The organism is Rathayibacter sp. AY2B3, assembly GCF_002931755.1.
In the GTDB taxonomy this organism is placed as follows: domain Bacteria; phylum Actinomycetota; class Actinomycetes; order Actinomycetales; family Microbacteriaceae; genus Rathayibacter.
This window is the reverse complement of sequence record NZ_PSUG01000001.1, coordinates 125,584-144,360: the sequence shown is the minus strand read 5'-3', so window position 1 is coordinate 144,360 and position 18,777 is coordinate 125,584. Positions and strand designations below refer to the sequence as shown.

The window sequence follows — 18,777 nt, the reverse complement described above, 5'->3', positions numbered from 1 at the left end:
TCGACGAACCGAGGTGAAGGCTAATCGATCGGACTCACGAGCGAGGTGAACGATTCTCGCCCCCATGACCCCCCAACGGGTAGCCGAACCGGTCTCGGACCCGAATTGCCCGGTGTTACCGTCAAGTGATCCGTCTGGAGAGCATCGCCCCGTGAAAGCACTGTATCTATCCGGCGCTCCGCGCCTGTCGACCAAGCCCTCCACCGAGAGTCTGGGCCCGCGCTCGCACATCCTCGGCGTGATCAACGGCCTGGAGCAGAGCGGAGTCGAGGTCGAGCGCTTCATCGTGGGGGACACCATGCCGGAGGCGGTGCACGGTCAGGGGTCCGAGAGCCGCATGTCCGGCTCGCGCCTGTCCATCGTGGCGACCGACGTCTTCCGGCTGGTCTCCCGGGTGCGCTCGCGCTTCCAGCTGAAGCGCCGGGTCTCCGGGTCGACCGCCGTCTTCGCCTACGAGCGGTACGCGCTCTTCCAGGAGCTCGGCTCCCTCGCCCGTCGCCTCACCGGGGCCGTCTGGGTCCTGGAGGTCAACGCCCTCCTCGCCGTCGAGGCGACCAGCGAGCGGCGGGCGACCACCAGCCGCGTTCTCGCCGAGTGGATGGAGGGACGCACGCTCCGCCGCGCCGACCTGATCGTCGCCGTCACGGACGCCCTCGCCGACCAGCTCACCGCCCGGTACGGCATCCCCCGGCAGCGCATCCTCGTCGTCGCCAACGGCGTCGACCACACCGTGCACCGCCCCGCAGAGATCGTGGACGGGACCCGCACCCCGCGGATCGGGTTCCTCGGCACGCTCTACCCGTGGCAGAACGTCTCCTCGCTGATCGAGCTGCTCGCCTCGGAGGACCTGGGCGAGGTCCACCTCGACATCGCCGGCGACGGACCGGTCCGCGCCGACCTGGAGAGGCAGGTCCGCGAGCTCGGCCTCGCGGATCGCGTCACCTTCCGCGGACGGGTGCACCCCGACGACGTCCCCGCCTTCCTCGCCGGCGTCGACCTCTGCTTCGCCGGCCATTCCAGCGCCAACGGCAGCTACTTCTCCCCGCTGAAGCTCTGGGAGTACCTCGCCGCGGGCAAGCCTGTGGTCGCGAGCCGGCACGACGTGACGGCGGGCCTCCAGCGCGAGGGCTACCCCGTCGTCTGCTACGACTCGGCGGGAGAGAAGGACCTGCGCAGCGTCCTCACCGAGAGCGTCCGCTCGCTGCCGGAGCTCTCCCGGGTCGCGGCCGACCGCCAGCGCGACGTCTGGGCCGAGCACTCGTGGGCCCGCCGCGTCGAGACCATCGTCACCTCCGTGAAGGAGACCGCATGACAGCCGCTGCGCGCACCGCGCTCCCCTTCGACCTCGGTCATGTGGACGCCCGGACCGCTCCGGAGATGATCGCCGAGATCCTCGCCGGCGAGCACCGGGGCCGCATCATCGGGAACCTGAACCTGCACGGGCTCTACATGGCGCAGACCGATGAGCACTTCCGCCGGTTCTGCGAGCAGGCCGACACGGTGCTGATCGACGGCTGGCCGATCCTGGCGCTCGCCCGAGGAACGGCGGTCGACTCGCCTCTGACGCCTCAGCACCGCATCGGCAGCACCGACTGGCTGTTCCCGCTGATCGAGAACGACGAGCCTCTGGTGGTGGTCGCCGTGGGCGGCACGCCGGAGTCGTCGGCCGCAGCGGCGGAGGCGGTCGCCGCCCGCACCTCCCGGATGACCTGGCTCGCGTACGACGGATTCGACCAGCAGTGGCACGGCGCCGGCGAGGAGCGGCCGCTCGCCGAGTCGCTCGCCCGCGCCGACCTCGTCCTGGTCGGGATGGGCATGCCCCGTCAGGAGCGCTGGATCCTGGAGAACCGGGAGCTCGCCCCGCGAGCGGCGTTCGCGAACGTCGGCGGCTGCCTCGACTACATCGCCGGCACCCAGGCGCTCGCCCCGCGGTGGATGGGCGCCCTGGGCGTGGAGTGGCTGTTCCGTCTGGCCCGCGATCCGCGCCGCCTCGCGGCCCGCTATCTCCTCGAGCCGCTGCAGCTGCTCCGCATCGTCCTGTCCGGTCGTTTCCGCGCGAAGCGGACCCCCGGCCCGTGCGACGCTCCGCGGCCCTCGGGCCGGGTGTCGACCGGAGTCGGTCCGCGCTGATCCGAGCCGGCGGGCCGCGTCAGGCCTGAGCGGAGTACTTCTTCTCGGTGGCGGCCTTCGCGGGGCGCCACCAGTCCTCGTTGGCGCGGTACCAGTCGATGGTGGCGGCGAGTCCTGCGTCGAAGTCGGTGTAGCGGGGGCGCCAGTCGAGTTCGGTGCGCAGGCGCGTGGAGTCGATGGCGTAGCGGAGGTCGTGTCCGGCGCGGTCGGTGACGTGGTCGAAGGCGTCCTCGGGCTGTCCGAAGGCGGTGAGGATGCGGGTGACGACGTCGAGGTTGCTCTTCTCGCCGTCGGCGCCGATGAGGTAGGTCTCGCCGATCTCGCCGCGGTCGATGATGGCCCAGACGCCGGTGTTGTGGTCGTCGACGTGGATCCAGTCGCGGACGTTGGCGCCGGTGCCGTAGAGCTTGGGGCGGATGCCGTCGATGGCGTTGGTGATCTGGCGGGGGATGAACTTCTCGACGTGCTGGTAGGGGCCGTAGTTGTTGGAGCAGTTGGAGATCGTGGCGCGCACGCCGAAGGAGCGCACCCAGGCGCGCACGAGCAGGTCGCTGGCGGCCTTGGTCGAGGAGTAGGGGCTGGAGGGGTTGTAGGGGGTGCGCTCGGTGAAGCGCGCGGGGTCGTCGAGCTCGAGGTCGCCGTAGACCTCGTCCGTCGAGATGTGGTGGTACCGCACGTCGTGCGCGCGCACCGCCTGGAGGAGCGCGAAGGTGCCGATGACGTTCGTCGCGAGGAAGGGCGTCGGGTCGTGCAGCGAGTTGTCGTTGTGCGACTCCGCAGCGAAGTGCACCACGAGATCCGCATCGGCGACCAGCCGGTCCACGAGCTCGGCGTCGGCGACGTCGCCCTCGACCAGCCGCACGCGGTCGGCGACGGGGGCGAGGGAGTCGCGGCTGCCCGCGTAGGTGAGCTTGTCGAGCACGGTGATCCGCGCGTCGGGACGCTCGCGCAGGGTCAGGTGGACGAAGTTGCTGCCGATGAAGCCGGCACCGCCGGTGACGAGGATCCGCACGGGGTTCTCCTGGAGGTCGGGGAGGTCGGGGAGGCCGGGCTCAGCGGCCCGCGTTCACGCCTTCGAGTCTGAGAAGGCGGTGGAGGTAGGCGCCGTAGCCGCTCTTGACCAGCGGTGCGGCGAGCTCGGCGAGGCGGGTGTCGTCGATCCAGGAGTTGCGCCAGGCGATCTCCTCGATGCAGCCGATCTTGAACCCCTGCCGCTGCTCGATCACGCGCACGAACTCCGTCGCCTCGATCATCGAGTCGAAGGTCCCGGTGTCGAGCCAGGCCGTTCCCCGGTCGAGCACCTGGACGTTCAGCCGCCCCGCCTCGAGGTAGCGCTCGTTGATCGTCGAGATCTCGAGCTCGCCGCGGGCCGAGGGCGTGATCGTCCTCGCGATCGCCACGACGTCGTTGTCGTAGAAGTAGAGGCCGGGCACGGCGTAGTTGCTGCGCGGCTGCTCGGGCTTCTCCTCGATGGAGACGGCTCGGAAGTGCTCGTCGAACTCGACGACTCCGTAGGCGCGCGGGTCGGCGACCTGGTAGGCGAAGATGACGGCGCCCTCGATCGTGGTGTTCGCCGCGAGGGCGGTGCCCAGGGCGGTGCCGTGGAAGATGTTGTCGCCCAGGACCAGGGCGACGGACTCGTCGCCGATGAACTCCTCACCGATCAGGAACGCCTGCGCGAGCCCGTCGGGGGACGGCTGCACGGCGTACTCGATCCGCATGCCCAGGCTCGACCCGTCGCCCAGCAGGGCGCGGAACTGGTCGTTGTACTCGGGCGTCGTGATCACGAGGACCTCGTCGATCCCGGCCATCATCAGCGTCGACAGCGGGTAGTAGATCATCGGCTTGTCGTAGATCGGCATCAGCTGCTTCGAGATGCCCTTGGTGATCGGCCACAGGCGCGACCCCGATCCGCCTGCGAGGACGATGCCCCTCATGAGGCGACCGCCCGGGCCGCCGCGATGGGACGGAGGAGCGGCAGGCTCCCCGATCGGCGAGGAGCGGACGAGTCGGCGCGGAGTCGGATGTGCAGCACGGTCGCAACGCTACACAAGGCGATCGGTCCTCGAGAGGAGCCGACGCCCCGGAGGCGCGAAAGAGCGCAGCGGGCCACTCTTCTGACGGAACGCGCCATTGCTGCGGACCGTCCTGGGCCCGCGAATAGCCTTCGAGCGCTGTGCTCCCGTCCGTCATTCTCGACGCGAGGCGGCCCGAACCAGTGAGGAGGCGGTCCCGATCAGTCCGCGATCCGCCGGTGTCAGATCCGCCGGTGCACGATCCGCCGGTGCATCGTCTGCCCGACACGCGCGCGCGTGCGCTTCGCGCCGGCGCACAGTCAGAACGAACCCGTGCTGCACGCCCCGCCCGCCGTCCCGATGACGGCCGGGTCTCCCCGGGCCGTCCCGCTTCCCGCCGCGGTCCTCCTCTGTCATGCGCTCGTCGCGGCGGCGGCCGACCGGGTGGGCGTGCGAGTGCTCTTCGTCAAAGGTCCGACGGCGCAGCTGCAAGGTCTGCGCTCCCCGAGGATCTCGTCCGACACGGACGTCCTCGTCCCCGAGGAGAGCCTGTCAGCCCTGGTCGCCGAGCTCAGCAGCAGGGGATGGCTCGTCCGCCCCGAGGATCCTGACAAGGCCTTCCTGCAGCCGCATTCCATCACGCTGTACAGCCCGAGCTGGCCCTGCGACATCGACCTGCACTTCCGGTTCCCCGGGATGGAGGAGGAGTGGGGCGCGGTGTTCGACCGTCTGTGGTCGCGACGCACGAGGGTCGATGTCGCGCACCGCGCGATCACCGTGCCGTCGTCCGGGGACCACCTCGGGATCCTTTTGCTGAACGAGCTCCGCTCGCGGTCCGACGGCTCCGCCCAGCTCGACGAGATCCGGGACCTCGCAGTGGAGCGCCCGCACGAGCTGCTGGACTTCGCGCTCGGGACGGGAGCCGTCGGTCCGCTCCGCCAGGTGCTCGAGCTGCTCCCTGAGAGCCAGGGCGTCGTCTATCCGCGCCTCTCGCGGAACTGGCGGTGGCACACCCGTACGAGCTCGGATTCGGCTCGGCGCATCATCGCCGTACTTCAGGCTCCGTGGCGGGAGAAGCCGCGGCTGGTCCTCCACTCCGTGTTCGCCCCGCTCGAGGTCGTGCGCATCACCGACCTCCGCGCCGACGCTTCACTGCGGTCGCTCGCCGTCAAGAACCTCCAGCGATGGTCCCGAGCGCTCACGCACCTGTGCGGGTCGCTGCGAGAAGTCGTCCACTACTTCCTCGCTCCACCGCGCCGCTGAGCGCGCACTGATCGGAAAGGCCACCATGCGCATCCTGTTCCTCGCGGACGACCTGCTCTTCCCCACCACCAACGGCGGACGCGTCGAGCTGCTCGGAGAGATCCGGTGCCTGGTCGAGGCGGGCCACGAGCTCGACCTGGTGGTCTTCCACCGGGAGCCCGTCGACTCCGCTGTCCGAGACCTGCATACGGCACTGGTTCCAGGTGCCGTGCTCGTTCCGCGTGGCGGGCTCGGTCACACGAGTCTCCGCCGGCCGTCACAGCCCTACCAGCTCGCATCGCGTCGTGCTCCGCGCCCCGTCCCGGAGTACCACCCCGATGTCATCGTGGCCTCCCACGAGTGGACTCTGCGCGCCGCCCGCACCTGGAGCCGGCGCACCGGGGCACCGGTCCTCCTCCGAAGCCACAACGACGAGAAGGCGTTCCTCCGGTCCCTCGCCCGCCACACAGGAGGCGGACACGCTCTCTATCTCCGGGCCGAGGCGGCCCGCCTCGGCCTCTCCGTCCGCGCCGGCCTGCTCCACGCCGTCGCCGCGGTCGGAGTCATCTCGCCGGAGGACTCCGGCGCCTACCGTCGGTTCCGCGGCCCTGTGGAGTACCTGCCTCCGGTCTTCGACGACGCGCGGCTTCCGGTGGGCCCCACGGTCGTTGCAGAGGACCGAGTCGCCTTCGTGGGATCCCTCGACCAGTCGCACACCGAGACGGGGCTGCGCTGGTTCATCGCGGAGGTCCTCCCTCGGATCCGCCGGATCCGCCCCGACGTCCGGCTCCTGGTCGCGGGCCGCCGAGCCTCCGGCTCCCTCGCTTCCTTCCTCCGCGAGACTCCCGGAGTCGATTTCGCCGGGGAGGTCGATGATCCCGGCCCGTTCTACGCCGCGAGGGTGTTCGTCAATCCGATCTTCTCGGGCAGTGGAGTGAACATGAAGATGGGAGCACCGGGTGCGGCCGGCCAGCCGGTCGTGTCGACACGCCACGGGGTTCGCGGCCTCGGGTCCTTCGAGTCGGCCGCGCTCGTGGCCGACACCCCGGAGGAGTTCGCTCGGGCGTGCTCCCTGCTCCTGTCCGATGACGACGAGTGGGCGGATCGGTCGGCGCGGATGCGGCGGGCGGCCTCTGCGCACTCTCCTGCTCGAGTGGGCGAGGCCTGGACGCAGCTGCTCGAACGCGTCGCGGGCTGAACCGCCTCACGCGGAGCTGCGCTCGAGGAGCCCGTGCTCGAGGAGCTCGGCCAGGAAGCGCTCGACGTCTCCGGCGATCTGCTCGCTCGCGACGCGGTAGGCGTCTGCCAGCGCGTCGACGACGAGCTCGGTCGTGCAGTGGCGCGGGTCCGCCGCCGCGACCACCGACCAGATCGAGGCGGCTGTGTCGCTCAGCACCAGCGGCTCGGCGGCGCCGACGATGAGAAGCGCCACCACGGCGTCCTCCGTCCGGACCCATGCGGCGTCGTCGGAGATCCGCCATGACCAGGGCACGGTCGGAGTCACCGCCAGGGGGCGGCGCGCCGCCCGGACGGCTCGCTCGGGGTGCGCGGCGGGTCGAGGCGATGAAGGGCGAGCGGCGGCGTGACCGCACGAGCACGGTTTCTGTCGGCAGTGCCGGCGACGAGCGGACCCTCGGATCCGGTCACGGCGAAGAAGCAGAGCACCAGCGGCAGCCAGGTGCACCAGGCCAGCAGGTCGACCGTGTCGATCCGCAGCGGCGTCTCCGCGATCGAGATGCCGATCAGGGTCAGCAGGAAGTACGACACCGTGCGCATCGGGCGTCCGATCGGGAGCATCAGGACGCGAGCGACAGCCAGTCCGAACAGGACGGCGAAGAGCACGGCGGCGACGAGACCCGAGGTCGTCATCAGAGTCACGAACTCGTTGTGACCGTGATAGGAGGGAGCGCCGAGGGCCGTGGCGATGGCACCGCCGATCCCGTAGACATCGAGCCCGCTGCCGAACAGGAGCGCCGTCGGAGACCCCCAGTGCTCCCTCGAGTAGATCCAGATCTGGCCCCGTGCGGTGAAGGCCAGTGGATCGGTCGTGAGGATCGGGAGGGCCACGACCACCGACGTGATCGCCACGGCACCGAGGACGGTGAGGATCCGGAGGACCCGGCCCTTCCGCGCGGCCAGCAGGACGAGCACGACGGCGGTGCTCACGGCGAGGCCTGCCCAGGAGGTGCGGCTCGCGGTCAGCAGGAGCGCCCACAGACCCACGGCGAACGAGGCGAGGCCGAGAAGCCTCCGCTTGAAGAGGAGCATCAGAGGCATGGTCGAGCTCAGGACCATGCCGAGGATGTTCCCCTGCGGGTAGATGCCGCCGAGCGTCCTGTCGCCGATCAGCGCCTTCTCGTTGAGGGTGGCGTAGCTCTCGGACATCCACCCGGTGCCGGAGGGGATGAGCGCGAGGCTGGCGACGGCGACGAGCAGCCCGACGGCGCCGATGATCCCGAGGTCTTCGAAGCGCGGCTGCACGCTCCATCCGACGACGAGCAGGACGGCGATCGCGTAGTAGGAGAAGCGGAGGCCGGACGCCTCGTTCGCGACGAAGTCGGCCACCGTGACGACCGCGAAGAAGACGAGGAAGAGGATGAGAGCTGTCAGCTGCGGGAAGCGCCGCACCTGCGCGACGTTGGCGACGACGACGCCGAGGCAGGCCAGGACGAAGGCGGCGGCGGCGACGTTCCCGGCGAGCTCGCCCGCACCTGTCGCGACCACGGTGCCGGTCGAGGTGGCGGTAGCTGCGGCCCGTCCGCCGACCAGCAGGTTCACGACGCTTCTCGAGGACCCCAGCGCAAAGGTGACGAGCGCGATCACGAGGACCTGGCCACGCCGTCTCCGTCGATCTCTCGCCTCGGCGAGGTCCGCGGGAGCAGCGGCACCGAGCGTTGCGGGTCCGCGTCCGGTGGGCGGGACGGTCCGGGCGGTCACGATCGATCGTCTCCTTCGGATCCAGCCGAGAGGCGCCTCCCGTGCAGCGGAGGCGGCATCCGGCTTCGAGCGTCCGCCGTCCGCACTGCGGCGAGTGTAGGCGCGCTGCGGTGCCCTGAGACGGTCGGTGGCGCGTTCTGTGCGTCGGACGTGCGCGATCGGTCGCGAGGCGGCTGCGGCCTCCTACGCTGGGCGGGCTTCCTCGTCGAGGAGGCGCTCGCCGTGCGGTCCCGCGGCCGGGCCGGCGCCCTCCGGCCGGCATGCCGCCGAGCGCGCGACCATGCGTTCCCGGGCCGATCAGACGACAGAACGAGGAGATCCCGTGCCGATCCTGCCCTTCATGCGCCATGCGGCGAGCGCCGCTGCGAAGCGCGCGCGCTTCGCCCTCTGGCGGGCCACCGGCGCGGTGCGGTCGTCGCCGCTCACGGGCACCGCGCCGGTGGCCGTGTCCCTCACCTCGTTCGGGCCGCGCATCCCGGACGTCGACCTCGTCATCGAGTCGATCGGCTCCGGCTACACCCGCCCGCGCAGGCTCGTGCTGTGGCTGAGCGAGTCCGACCTGTCACGCCCCCTGCCCCGTCGCCTGCTCCGCCTGCAGCGGCGAGGACTCGAGATCGCCGCATGCCCCGACTACCGCTCCCACAAGAAGTACTACCCCTACGCCGTGGAGGCCGAGCGGATCGAGCTCCCGCTGGTCACGGCCGACGACGACGTCCACTACGGGCGCGACTGGCTGGCGGGGCTCGTCCGAGTCGGCGCGGCCCATCCTGACGACGTCGTGGCCTACCGGTCGAAGGAGATGACGTTCGACCGCGAGGGCCGGGTGCGCCCCTATGATTCGTGGCCGATGAGAGCGTCGACCGAGGCGTCCTCCCGAGTCTTCAACACGGGAGTCGCGGGCGTCCTCTATCCCGTGGCGGTCCTCGAGGAGGCGCGGCGGCACGGCACCGCCTTCATGGACCACTGCCCCGACGGCGACGACCTGTGGCTGCACCGGTGCACCCTCCGCGCCGGAGCGGTCTCCCGGCAGGTCCGAGCTCGTGCGCTCGACGTGCCGGGGATCCCCGGCGCTCAGCGGGTCTCGCTCATGTCGGCGAACATCGAGCAGGGCGGCAACGACCGGCAGCTCAGGGCGACCTACTCCGACGCCGACCTGGCCGCGATCCGGGACGATCCCCGTGCCTGACGCGGAACAAGGGCACCGGGGGGACCGACCGCGCCGCGACGCCCGCTCCCGCCCGGGCGCGCAGACCCATGAGAGCCGCGCGGTGGCCGGTGCGAAGTGGACGGCGTTCTCGGTGGTCGGCGGGAGCCTCGGGCAGATCCTGCAGATCTTCGTCCTGGCCAGGATCCTCGGTCAGGAGGAGTTCGGCCTGGTCGCCATGATCACCATCCTCAACTCCCTGCTCGACGTCTTCATCGGCCTCGGCCTGACGAACGCGCTGATCGTGCGCCGCTCGGTGACGTCGTCCGAGCTGTCCTCGGTGCACTGGTTGAACGTCGGGTTCTCTGCTCTCGTCGTGCTGATCGTCGCGGGTGCGAGCCCGGCCGTCGCCGCGTTCTTCCACGCCGCGGGGGCCTGGCCCCTGCTCGTGATCGGCTCCTCCGCGTTCCTCATCACCTCCTGGGGACAGGCGGCACGGGCCATGCTCGAGAAGCGTCTGCTGTTCAAGCCGCTCGGGATCGCCGACGTGCTCTTCGCCGCCCTGCTCCTCTCGGTGTCGCTCGTACTGGCACTGGCCGGTGCGGGCGCGGCGAGCGCCGCCTGGGCGGTCGTCGTCGCCTCCGCCGGGCGGACCGCGGTCTTCCTCGTGGCGGGACGACGCTACTTCCGCCTCCGCCGGCGGTTCCGGTGGTCCGATACCCGCAGATTCCTGAGCTTCGGCGTGCTCCAGTCCCTCGACGGAGTCCTCAACTACATCGGCAACACCCTCAGCTCCATCTCGACCGGCCGGTTCGTCAGCACCGCCGCTCTGGGCGGCTACAACCTGGCCTTCAACGTCGGCGTGAGCATCCCCGGGCGGATCAATCCGATCATCACGCGGGTCCTCTTCCCCTACTTCGCACTGATCCAGGACGATCTCGGCCGCATCCGGCAGAACTATCTGCGCATGGTCACCCTTTGCGGTCTGGCGAGCATCCCGCTGCTCGTCGGTGTCGCACTCACCGCGGAGGACGTCATGGTCCTCGTCTTCGGGCGCACCTGGGCCGGGTACGGCGAAGTCCTGGCCCTGCTCGCGGTCGTCGGAATGCTCCGAGCACTGGGGAACCCGCTCGGATCGCTGCTGCAGGCGACGGACAACGTCCGGCTCGGCCTCGCCTTCAATCTCGTCCGGACCACTGTCAACATCCCCCTGGTCATCGTGTCCACGATGACCGGGGGAGTCCTCGGCGCGGCCTGGTCGATGGTCGCCATGGGCGCGATGAGCTACGTGATCGGATTCCTCTGCTTGCGCCGCATCACGCGCGCCACCCTCCGCGAGTACCTCGCCTCGACGCTCTCGCCGTTCCTCCACTCGGTGCCGCTCGCGCTCGCCGTGGTGGCGGTCGGACTGCTCCTGCAGTCGTCGCCGACCGTGCTCCGCTTCGCCGCGCAGGTCGTGGCCGCAGTGCTCGCGCTCCTGATCACCCTCGTCCTCTCGCGCGACGCCACCGTCGTTCTGCTGGTGGGCACGGCGAGGGCGCGGTCGTCCCGCGCGCCTGCTCGCACGGTCGCCGTGCTGCTTCCCGTCGAGGAGCGGTTCGACGGGACCGGGGGCGCCGTCGCGAGCTGGGTCCGCAACGCCTACCGCCCCCTCTCGTCCACCCTCTCCGTCGAGGTGTTCTGCCCGGCGGCCTCCCCGGACTTCGCCTCAGGGGTGCCCCTCGCACCGCTGCGCTCGTACTCCGCTCTGGACCGGATTCTGCGCAGGGCGAGCCGCGCGGCGGGCGCTCTGACGCGGCGGAATCCCCACGGCGTCCTGCGCCTCCTCACGCTCCAGGGCGTCGTCTGGGTCTGGTGGTGCTCGCCCTCCCTCGCGCGCGCGGACGTGGTCCACATCCACAACCGTCCCGGCTACGCGGTCCAGCTGCGACGGTCCGGGTACGCCGGCCGGATCGTCCTGCACATGCACAACGACGCGGTCGACTCGGTGGAGAGCTGGGTCCGCCGCGGCTTCGGCGCTCGCCGCGGAGTCGATGAAGTCCTCCGCTCGGTCGACGACTGGGCCTTCTGCAGCGGGTACCTGAGGCGCAGGGCGGTCGACCTGCTCGGTGTGCCCGGGGACCGGTCGAGCGTCCTCTACAACGGAGCCACCGTGGTGGCGGGGGCCCGGTCGGATCGTGGGCGTCCCGAGGTGGTCTCGGCGCTGTTCGCCGGGCGCCTGATCGCCGAGAAGGGAGTGGTGGAAGCTGTGCGCGTGTGCGGTGCAGCCAATCGGATCGCCCCGACTACCCTCGACGTCTACGGCGGCAAAGCGACGGGGAGCTCGACCGGGGAGTCTCCTTACATCCGGCGGGTCCGCGAGGAGGCGCGGCGCGTGAACGAGGAGTGCGGCGTCGAGCGGGTGCGCGTCCACGGCTTCGTGAACCCCCATGTCCTGCTCGAGGAGATGGCACGAGCGGACGTCCTGCTCTACCCCTGTCGGTGGGAGGAGCCGTTCGGCATGGTGCTGGTCGACGCGATGTCGGTCGGGACGCCGGTCGTCGCTCCCGCCCGGGGCGGCATCCCCGAGATCATCGATGACGGGGTGGACGGTCGCCTGCTGCCACCCGATGCCGATGATCAGGAGTTCGCCGAGGCGATCGTGGGGTTGGCGCTGTCGGACCGCTATCCCGCGATGGCGCGTCGAGCTGTCGAGAAGGCGTCGACGCTGTTCTCCTGGGACTCCATCGCGGAGGAGCTGCAGCGGGTGCTGCGCGCCGATGGACCGGTACTCACGGGTGACCGGCGATGACGCGCTCGAGCGACAGCATCGCCGTGTACGACCGTGCGCGCACCGTGCACCTGGAGCGCTTCGCCCACCTCGGAGTCCGGCTGGTCTTCCGCGCCCGCAACTACGACTTCGACGAAGCCGTCGCAGGTCGGGCCTCGTACCGTCGGCTCGGACGCGTCCGGACCGCGGTGCACCTCCTCCGGACCCCGTACAGGACCGTGGAACTGAACGAGCCGTTCCAGCTGAACGCCTGGCCGGGACTCCTCCTGCACCTCGCCGCGATCCGGACCTCCGACGCGCTGCGCCGCAGGCACACCGTCGTGAGCGCGTACGCCATCGGCAACGACGATCTCGCTGCGAACATCGCGGGCTACACCCGCCTCCCTCTGTCCGTGTGCCGCCCGATCGCGGCCGCGATGATGCGGCTGCTCGTCGGCGGCTACGACCGCATCGCGTTCGGCATCCCCGCCGCGGAGCAGGTCTATCGTCGGCTGGCCGGCGCCGCTCTCGACGGCGTGAGGACCCGGCTCTTCGGCGCTCTGGCTCCGGCCTGCACCGAGCATCCGCTTCCTCCGACCCGACAGCGGCGGCTCGTCTTCCTCGGCTCCCTCGAGGCCCGCAAAGGCGTCGAGCACCTCCTCAGAGCCTGGCCGGCGATCGCCGACGGCGCCGACGGCGCCAGCATCCTCGGCAAAGGCGAGCTGGCTCCACGCGTGTCCGACCTCGCCGAGTCCGACGACAGGGTCGAGTTCCTCGAGGACCCGCCGGGGGAGACGATCCATGCGCGGCTGGCGGAGGCCTCCGTGCTGGTGCTCTTCTCGCAGCGCACCCCGCGGTGGCGCGAGCAGGTGGGCCTCCCGATCCTCGAAGGGCTGTCGCACGGGTGCACCGTCGTCGCGTCCACCGAGACGGGTATCGCCGACTGGCTGCGCGCCCGCGGGCACACGGTCCTCGATGCCGACGCCGATCCGGCAGCACTCGCACACGCGATCCGCGCCGCTCTCGAGCGGCCTCTGCCCGTGTCGCAGGTGCTCGCTTCGCTGCCGGCTCAGGACACCCGGTTGGACGCTGCCGCCTGGATGATCCAGCACTGAGCTCCGCGCCGGGCGCTCCGGGATGGTCGGCGCGCGGAAGCGCAGGCCCGTCTTCCGCACTCACCCGGGACGGACCCGGGTGTCCTGACCCGCCCGTTCTCGATGGCAGGTTCCCGTCGAGGTCGGCCGGCCCACATATCGGGAGAAGACTCTCCTCTGATCGAAGAACCGGGGGGCTCTTGTCGCACGTCCTATCGATCGTTCGGATGCAGGCGCGGCGCTCTGATTCCGGAGAGCATTCCCCGAAGAGAGGCACGAGTCTTCGCCACTCGGCCGCTCTTCTCCTTGAACAGCGGCTTGACGACACTCCGTAGAGTCTCGATGAGCCCCCGGCCCAGAAGGAGATCGGCTTTCCGGGTGTACTGCGAGCAGACTCTTATCCGATTGAACGCGTAGTAGTAGTAGTAAGTGGTGCTCCTGCCGATTCCGGCCGAGCTCGACCCGCCCTCGAGGTGCATGATGCGCGCCTGCGGAACGACCGTCAGCTCGATGCCCGACCGTGAGGCGCGCACCGACAGTTCGCTGTCCTCCCAGTAGAGGAAGAGGTCGTCCCGGAAGCCGCCGAGGGCGTGCCAGGTCGTCATGGTCGTCGTCATCGCCGCTCCCGTCATGAACCGGGTGGGGAACGCCCGGGTCGGAAGGCCGTCCGGCGATCGGCCGTAGCCCGAGTGGGTCGACCGGCCGGACGGGAGGGAGAGCTCGCCGCCGGCGAACCACACCCCTCCCGTCGCATCGAGGATCAGAGGAGAGGCGATGGTCCTCGGGTGCGTGGCGAGATGCTCCTCGAGCACGGCCACGCACCCGGGCGCGACGACCGTGTCGGGGTTGAGGATCCAGAGCACGTCCTCGTCGGGAGCCTCGACGCTGTCGGCGAGTCTGTTCACTCCTGCGCCGAATCCGAGGTTGGTCGGGCTGACCGAGACCTGCATCCGCTCGTCGGAGCGGGCGACCTCCTCGAGGATCCGGACCTGCTCGGGACCGGAGCCGTTCTCCAGCACGCGGATCGAGTCCACGGGCTCGTCGCGGAGCGAGGCGACGAGCGCTCTGACGAGTTCGGCGGACGCGTAGTTGACGATCAGGACGTGGACGCTGATGACGGTTCCTCCGTAGTGGTGGATGCCGGTGCCGCTCCGGCGGGTTCACCTCTGGTGGTCACGACCGGACCCAGTCGGCGAGCTGCTCCTCGAACCGGGAGCGTGCGAACATCCAGGAGTGCCGTCTGCCGGCCTCGGGATCGAGCGACAGAGCTCGGATCGCCTCGTCGGCCAGGTCCGCGGAGTCCCAGTCGTGGATGTGAACGCCCGTGACTCCGTCCACGACGGTCTCCGTCGCACCGCCGGTGTCGCTGCAGATCACGGGGGTGCCGACGGCCATCGCCTCGACCGGCATGATCCCGAAGTCCTCGACCGGTGGGAAGACGTAGGCGAGCGAGCGCTCGTAGAGCGTGAAGAGGAGTGCATCCGAAGGCCGGGGGATGAAGACGACGGGCGCCGAGGAGGCGGCCGCTGCGGCTTCGAGCCTCTCCTTCTCGGGACCTGAGCCGGCGAGCACGGCGGTCGTGCCGATGGCCTCCGCGACGCGGATGACGAGTTCGAGGGATTTGTAGGCGATGAACCGGGAGGCTCCGAGCACGAAGTCGGAGGGGAGCCGTTCGACGATCCGCTCCTCCTCGGGAGTGAGGTGCGTCGACCAGTCGGCGACCGCGTGGATCCGCTCGACGTCGACCGGTGGATGGATGACGATCGAGTCGCGGTCCCACGCCCGGTCGATCCGCTCCTTGACGTACTCGCTGATGGCGGCGATCGACGTCGCCTCCTGCGCGCGCCTGCGGTCGATGCCGCGGAACGCGGGAGCGACCGCGCGCACGGCGGCGCCGTCCCCCCGAGAGTCGAGCTCGGGATTCCACACGTAGCGGGCCGGCGTGTAGGCGTAGACGTACTTGCGGAAGCCGTCCGGCTGGTTGCGGAAGCGCACGTGGTGCGCGAACGCGTGCGAGCTGACGAGCGCCCAGTCGTAGTCGTGGAACGGCTGCGACCTCCACGTCGGCAGCATGGCGGGGAGGGAGAGCGCCTTGTGCGAGCGGAGGGGCGTGCGCGCCAGCCAGGTCTCGCGGACCACGTGGTCCGGATAGCGGTCGGGGGCGTCGTTCCACAGGCACAGGATCTCGGCGTCGCTGAACGAGTCGGCCATGGCGTCGAGAACCTTCTCCGCGCCGCCGAAGGGCTCTATCCATTCGTGGACGATGACTCCGCTCATCGATTCCTCTTCTCTCCTCTCCGCGGCCCGGATCGATGTCGTCGCAGAGAGATGCAGTGAAAGGGGACGCCTCTGCACGACGAAGAACGTCTCGTCCCGGGGCCGACCGCGCGCAGTGCGTGGCGGCAGGGGAGAGTCGATCAGCGACGAAGAAGGCGTCCCGGATGAACGGGCTTTCGGATGCTACAACTCGCATTTCAAAAGCCGCCATTTCGCATTCATAACGCGACAGAGAAGAGAAAGGCGCCAATTCCGGCCGCATATCGCGCCAGTCCCGGATCGCGCGGCGGACGGGACCGTCGAGCGGATCCGGGCGATCCGCGGCAGGCACGACGGGCGCGCCGGTATCATCGACCCGTTATGGCACGCATCTACGACTGCTCCGTCGACACGGACCTCCTGACCGGCACCCGTCTCGCGCGGACGGCCATCGGCCGCGGCGAGCTCGTGGTGATCCCCACCGACACCGTCTACGGCGTCGCGGCCAACGCGTTCGACGCGGCCGCGGTCCAGCGCCTGCTCGACGCGAAGGGACGGACGAGGCAGTCGCCGCCGCCCGTTTTGATCGGGGACGTGGCCGCCCTCGACGCCCTCGCCGAGAACGTGCCGGAGGCGGTGCGCGACCTCGCGCGGGAGTTCTGGCCCGGCGGGCTCACCATCGTCCTGCACGCCCAGCCCTCCCTGGTCTGGGACCTGGGCGAGACGCGCGGCACCGTGGCGCTGCGCATGCCGGACAACCCGGTCACGATCGAGCTCCTCGCCGAGACGGGCCCGCTGGCGGTCTCCTCCGCCAACCGCACCGGAGCGCCCTCGGCCACGACCGCGCAGGAGGCGTTCGACCAGCTCGGCGATTCCGTCGACGTCTACCTCGACGCCGGCGCCGCCGGATCGCGCTACAGCGACCGCCCCACGGGCGCCAGCGAGTCCTCGACGATCGTCGACGCGACCGCGCTGAGCTTCGAGGGCGGCACCCTGCGCATCCTGCGCCAGGGCGTCGTGTCGGCCGAGCGGATCCGCGAGGTCGTCGGCGACCTGCTCCCGGATCCGGACGCGCCCCGTGCCGAGACGTCGGAGCCCGACGCCTCTGCGGTCGGCGCGGCGCAGGCCGGGGACCAGCAGGAGCCCGACGAGGCCGCGACCGCCGGCGACCCCTACGCCTTCGAGCGGACCCCGACAGCGCGTCCCGACTGGGCCTCCGGCGCGCGCCTGCAGGACGACTCCGCGCCCGTCGACTCCGCCGATGCGCCGGACGCCGACCCGTCGAGCACGGACGCGCCGACGCCCGGCACCGGCGCCGGCGCCGCCCGCACCGACCCCGCTCCGGGTGAGTAACCGGTGATCACCTTCGCCCTCGTCTCGCTCGCGGTCGCGCTCGTGACCGGAGCGCTCTCGTGGGTCATCTGGAAGCTGAGCCTGAAGTACCGGCTCTACCCGAAGATCCGCGTCAGGGACATGCACACGCGGCCGACCCCCCGCCTGGGCGGCATCGCGATGTTCCTCGGGATCCTCGTCGGCTTCGGCATCGCCTCCCAGCTGCCCTACTTCCGGCTGGTGTTCGCCAATCCCGAGCCGATCCTCGCGATCCTCGGCGCGAGCCTGCTCATCGTGCTCATCGGCGTCGCCGACGACATCTGGGATCTGGACTGGACCACGAAGCTGGCCGGTCAGCTGATCGCCGCGGGCCTGATCGCCTGGAAGGGCGTGCAGATCGTCTCCCTGCCGATCGGCGGCCTGACCGTCGGCTCGCCGTGGATGTCGCTGATCATCACCGTGCTCGCGATCGTCCTGGTCACCAACGCCCTGAACTTCATCGACGGCCTGGACGGCCTCGTGGCGGGCGTCGCCCTGATCGCCAACGGAGTCTTCTTCCTCTACAGCTACCTGCTGGTGCAGCAGACCTCGCCCACCGACTACTTCAACCTGGCCTCGCTCATCGCGGTCCTGCTGGTCGGCGCCTGCGCCGGATTCCTCCCCATCAACTGGCGTCCGGCGCGGATGTTCATGGGCGACAGCGGCGCACTGCTGATCGGGATGCTGATGGCCACCTCCGCGATCGCCGTCACCGGCCAGATCGACCCGGCCCAGCTCGCGGCGAAGGAGCTCCTGCCCGCGTTCATCCCGATCATCCTGCCGTTCGCGATCCTCGTGGTGCCGCTGATGGACTTCGGCCTGGCCGTGATCCGGCGTCTGCGCGCGGGCAAGTCACCGTTCAGCGCCGACCGGAAGCACCTGCACCACCGCCTGCTCGACATGGGGCACTCCCACCTGCACGCCGTGCTGATCTTCTACGCGTGGACCGCCGTCGTCGCCGTCAGCTGCCTGCTGATGTTCGTGGTCGACGTGCTGTGGGTCCCGCTCGTCTTCCTCGGAGTCGGACTGCTGGTCTGCACCGTCGTCACGCTCGCCCCGCTCAGCCGCCGCAAGCGGCTCGAGGCGGCGGCGCAGTCCGCGGAGGCCTCACCCGTGCTCGACCCCCTCGACCGCGCGTCCTCGACGGAGCTGCTCCGTCCGCCGGCCGGACTCCCGATCGACCGGGACACGACAGCGCCGACCACGGCGCGGAAGGAAGCATCATGACCGGAGCCTCCCCGGCCACCCCCCGTCCGCAGCCCGCGTCCGTCCCCGTCCTGCGCCGCGCGCTGGTTGTGGGCGGCCTCTTCGTGCTCGCCCTGGCCGTTCTCGGCACCGTCGTCGGCGGGATCGCGGCCGGGGGAGAGGGCGCGATCGGCGCCCTCCTCGGCGCGATCGTCGGCGGTGCGATGGTGCTCCTCACCGCCGCGAGCATCCTCGTCGCCAACCGCCTCGACATCGGCGGGTTCTTCGCGGTCGTCCTCGGCACGTGGCTCGCCAAGTTCGTGCTGTTCGTGATCGCCGCTCTGGTGCTGCGCGATCAGCCGTGGTTGAACAGCACGGCGATGTTCGTCACGATCATCGTCGCCGTCCTCGGGTCCCTGGTGATCGACGTCCTCGTCGTCTCGCGCTCGCGCATGCCGAACGTCAGCGACATCGCTCGATGAGGACGAGCCGAACGGTTCCTGAAAGGACCACGATTCGGCTCTCAGGCCGTTCTGTTGCTACAGTAGGGACGAATCCCGCAGGCGAACGTGTCCTCAGATCGTCTCATCGTTGATGGCGGTCGTCGAGCACGATCGCCGTCCGAGCGGAAAACCCACCTTTCGTCGTCGCGAG

16 protein-coding genes are annotated in these 18,777 nt (G+C 70.4%); 10 read left to right on the top strand and 6 right to left on the bottom strand.

The genetic code is table 11. The annotated features are described in order from the left end of the window. Positions 1–151: 151 nt before the first annotated feature. Together C5C24_RS00645 and C5C24_RS00640 are read left to right on the top strand one after the other, a co-directional pair. Positions 152–1,312, top strand: coding sequence for a glycosyltransferase (locus tag C5C24_RS00645; RefSeq protein WP_181135448.1), 1,161 nt, complete (start codon positions 152–154; stop codon positions 1,310–1,312). Further along, on the top strand, positions 1,309–2,130 hold the full coding sequence (locus tag C5C24_RS00640; protein WP_104280855.1) for a WecB/TagA/CpsF family glycosyltransferase: 822 nt from the start codon (positions 1,309–1,311) through the stop codon (positions 2,128–2,130). Before C5C24_RS00645 ends, C5C24_RS00640 begins: the two co-directional genes overlap by 4 nt. A 19-nt stretch (positions 2,131–2,149) precedes the next feature. Here C5C24_RS00640 and rfbB read toward each other — a convergent pair whose 3' ends face one another. Both rfbB and rfbA read right to left on the bottom strand, forming a co-directional pair. Then, positions 2,150–3,142 carry a dTDP-glucose 4,6-dehydratase gene (gene rfbB, locus C5C24_RS00635; RefSeq protein WP_104277110.1) on the bottom strand — a complete coding sequence of 331 codons (993 nt, stop codon included), beginning with the start codon at positions 3,140–3,142 and terminating at the stop codon, positions 2,150–2,152. A gap of 40 nt (positions 3,143–3,182) precedes the next feature. Beyond that, positions 3,183–4,067 carry a glucose-1-phosphate thymidylyltransferase RfbA gene (gene rfbA, locus C5C24_RS00630; RefSeq protein WP_104277111.1) on the bottom strand — a complete coding sequence of 295 codons (885 nt, stop codon included), beginning with the start codon at positions 4,065–4,067 and terminating at the stop codon, positions 3,183–3,185. Between the two features lie 411 nt (positions 4,068–4,478). Between rfbA and C5C24_RS00625 the strand changes: the two genes are divergently transcribed. Both C5C24_RS00625 and C5C24_RS00620 read left to right on the top strand, forming a co-directional pair. Beyond that, entirely contained in the window at positions 4,479–5,408 is a 930-nt protein-coding gene (locus tag C5C24_RS00625; RefSeq protein WP_104304045.1) for a nucleotidyltransferase family protein, read from the top strand. A gap of 25 nt (positions 5,409–5,433) precedes the next feature. Beyond that, complete coding sequence (locus C5C24_RS00620; RefSeq protein WP_104277113.1) at positions 5,434–6,585, top strand: glycosyltransferase; 1,152 nt, start codon at positions 5,434–5,436, stop codon at positions 6,583–6,585. A 6-nt stretch (positions 6,586–6,591) separates the two neighbouring features. On the opposite strand, the gene C5C24_RS17770 is transcribed toward C5C24_RS00620, so the two are convergent. Together C5C24_RS17770 and C5C24_RS00615 are read right to left on the bottom strand one after the other, a co-directional pair. Then, positions 6,592–6,819, bottom strand: coding sequence for a PqqD family protein (locus C5C24_RS17770; protein ID WP_181135447.1), 228 nt, complete (start codon positions 6,817–6,819; stop codon positions 6,592–6,594). 68 nt (positions 6,820–6,887) lie between these two features. Then, entirely contained in the window at positions 6,888–8,165 is a 1,278-nt protein-coding gene (locus C5C24_RS00615; protein ID WP_181135446.1) for an O-antigen ligase, read from the bottom strand. Between the two features lie 481 nt (positions 8,166–8,646). Between C5C24_RS00615 and C5C24_RS17505 the strand changes: the two genes are divergently transcribed. The 3 genes from C5C24_RS17505 (at position 8,647) to C5C24_RS00605 (ending at position 13,332) form a co-directional block, all read left to right on the top strand. Continuing rightward, positions 8,647–9,510, top strand: a complete 864-nt coding sequence (locus C5C24_RS17505) for a hypothetical protein (protein ID WP_146082484.1) — start codon at positions 8,647–8,649, stop codon at positions 9,508–9,510. 82 nt (positions 9,511–9,592) lie between these two features. Then, positions 9,593–12,259, top strand: a complete 2,667-nt coding sequence (locus tag C5C24_RS00610) for an MOP flippase family protein (protein ID WP_146082483.1) — start codon at positions 9,593–9,595, stop codon at positions 12,257–12,259. After that, the gene (locus tag C5C24_RS00605) at positions 12,256–13,332 is read left to right on the top strand and encodes a glycosyltransferase family 4 protein (protein WP_104280852.1); all 1,077 of its coding nucleotides are present in this window, start codon (positions 12,256–12,258) and stop codon (positions 13,330–13,332) included. Before C5C24_RS00610 ends, C5C24_RS00605 begins: the two co-directional genes overlap by 4 nt. Before the next feature lie 191 nt (positions 13,333–13,523). Here C5C24_RS00605 and C5C24_RS00600 read toward each other — a convergent pair whose 3' ends face one another. Both C5C24_RS00600 and C5C24_RS00595 read right to left on the bottom strand, forming a co-directional pair. Beyond that, on the bottom strand, positions 13,524–14,408 hold the full coding sequence (locus C5C24_RS00600) for a glycosyltransferase family 2 protein (RefSeq protein WP_258065000.1): 885 nt from the start codon (positions 14,406–14,408) through the stop codon (positions 13,524–13,526). Between the two features lie 76 nt (positions 14,409–14,484). Beyond that, complete coding sequence (locus C5C24_RS00595; RefSeq protein WP_104277117.1) at positions 14,485–15,588, bottom strand: glycosyltransferase; 1,104 nt, start codon at positions 15,586–15,588, stop codon at positions 14,485–14,487. Positions 15,589–15,948: 360 nt separating this feature from the next. On the opposite strand from C5C24_RS00595, the gene C5C24_RS00590 reads away from it, so the two are divergent. Genes C5C24_RS00590 through C5C24_RS00580 form a run of 3 tightly spaced genes read left to right on the top strand, consistent with a single transcriptional unit; the run spans position 15,949 to position 18,605 of the window. Beyond that, a complete protein-coding gene (locus C5C24_RS00590) occupies positions 15,949–16,920 on the top strand; it encodes an L-threonylcarbamoyladenylate synthase (protein ID WP_104304043.1) in 972 nt (323 codons plus the stop codon). A 3-nt stretch (positions 16,921–16,923) separates the two neighbouring features. After that, entirely contained in the window at positions 16,924–18,165 is a 1,242-nt protein-coding gene (locus C5C24_RS00585; RefSeq protein ID WP_181065442.1) for an MraY family glycosyltransferase, read from the top strand. Then, entirely contained in the window at positions 18,162–18,605 is a 444-nt protein-coding gene (locus C5C24_RS00580; protein ID WP_104277119.1) for a hypothetical protein, read from the top strand. Before C5C24_RS00585 ends, C5C24_RS00580 begins: the two co-directional genes overlap by 4 nt. The last annotated feature ends 172 nt before the right edge of the window (positions 18,606–18,777 follow it).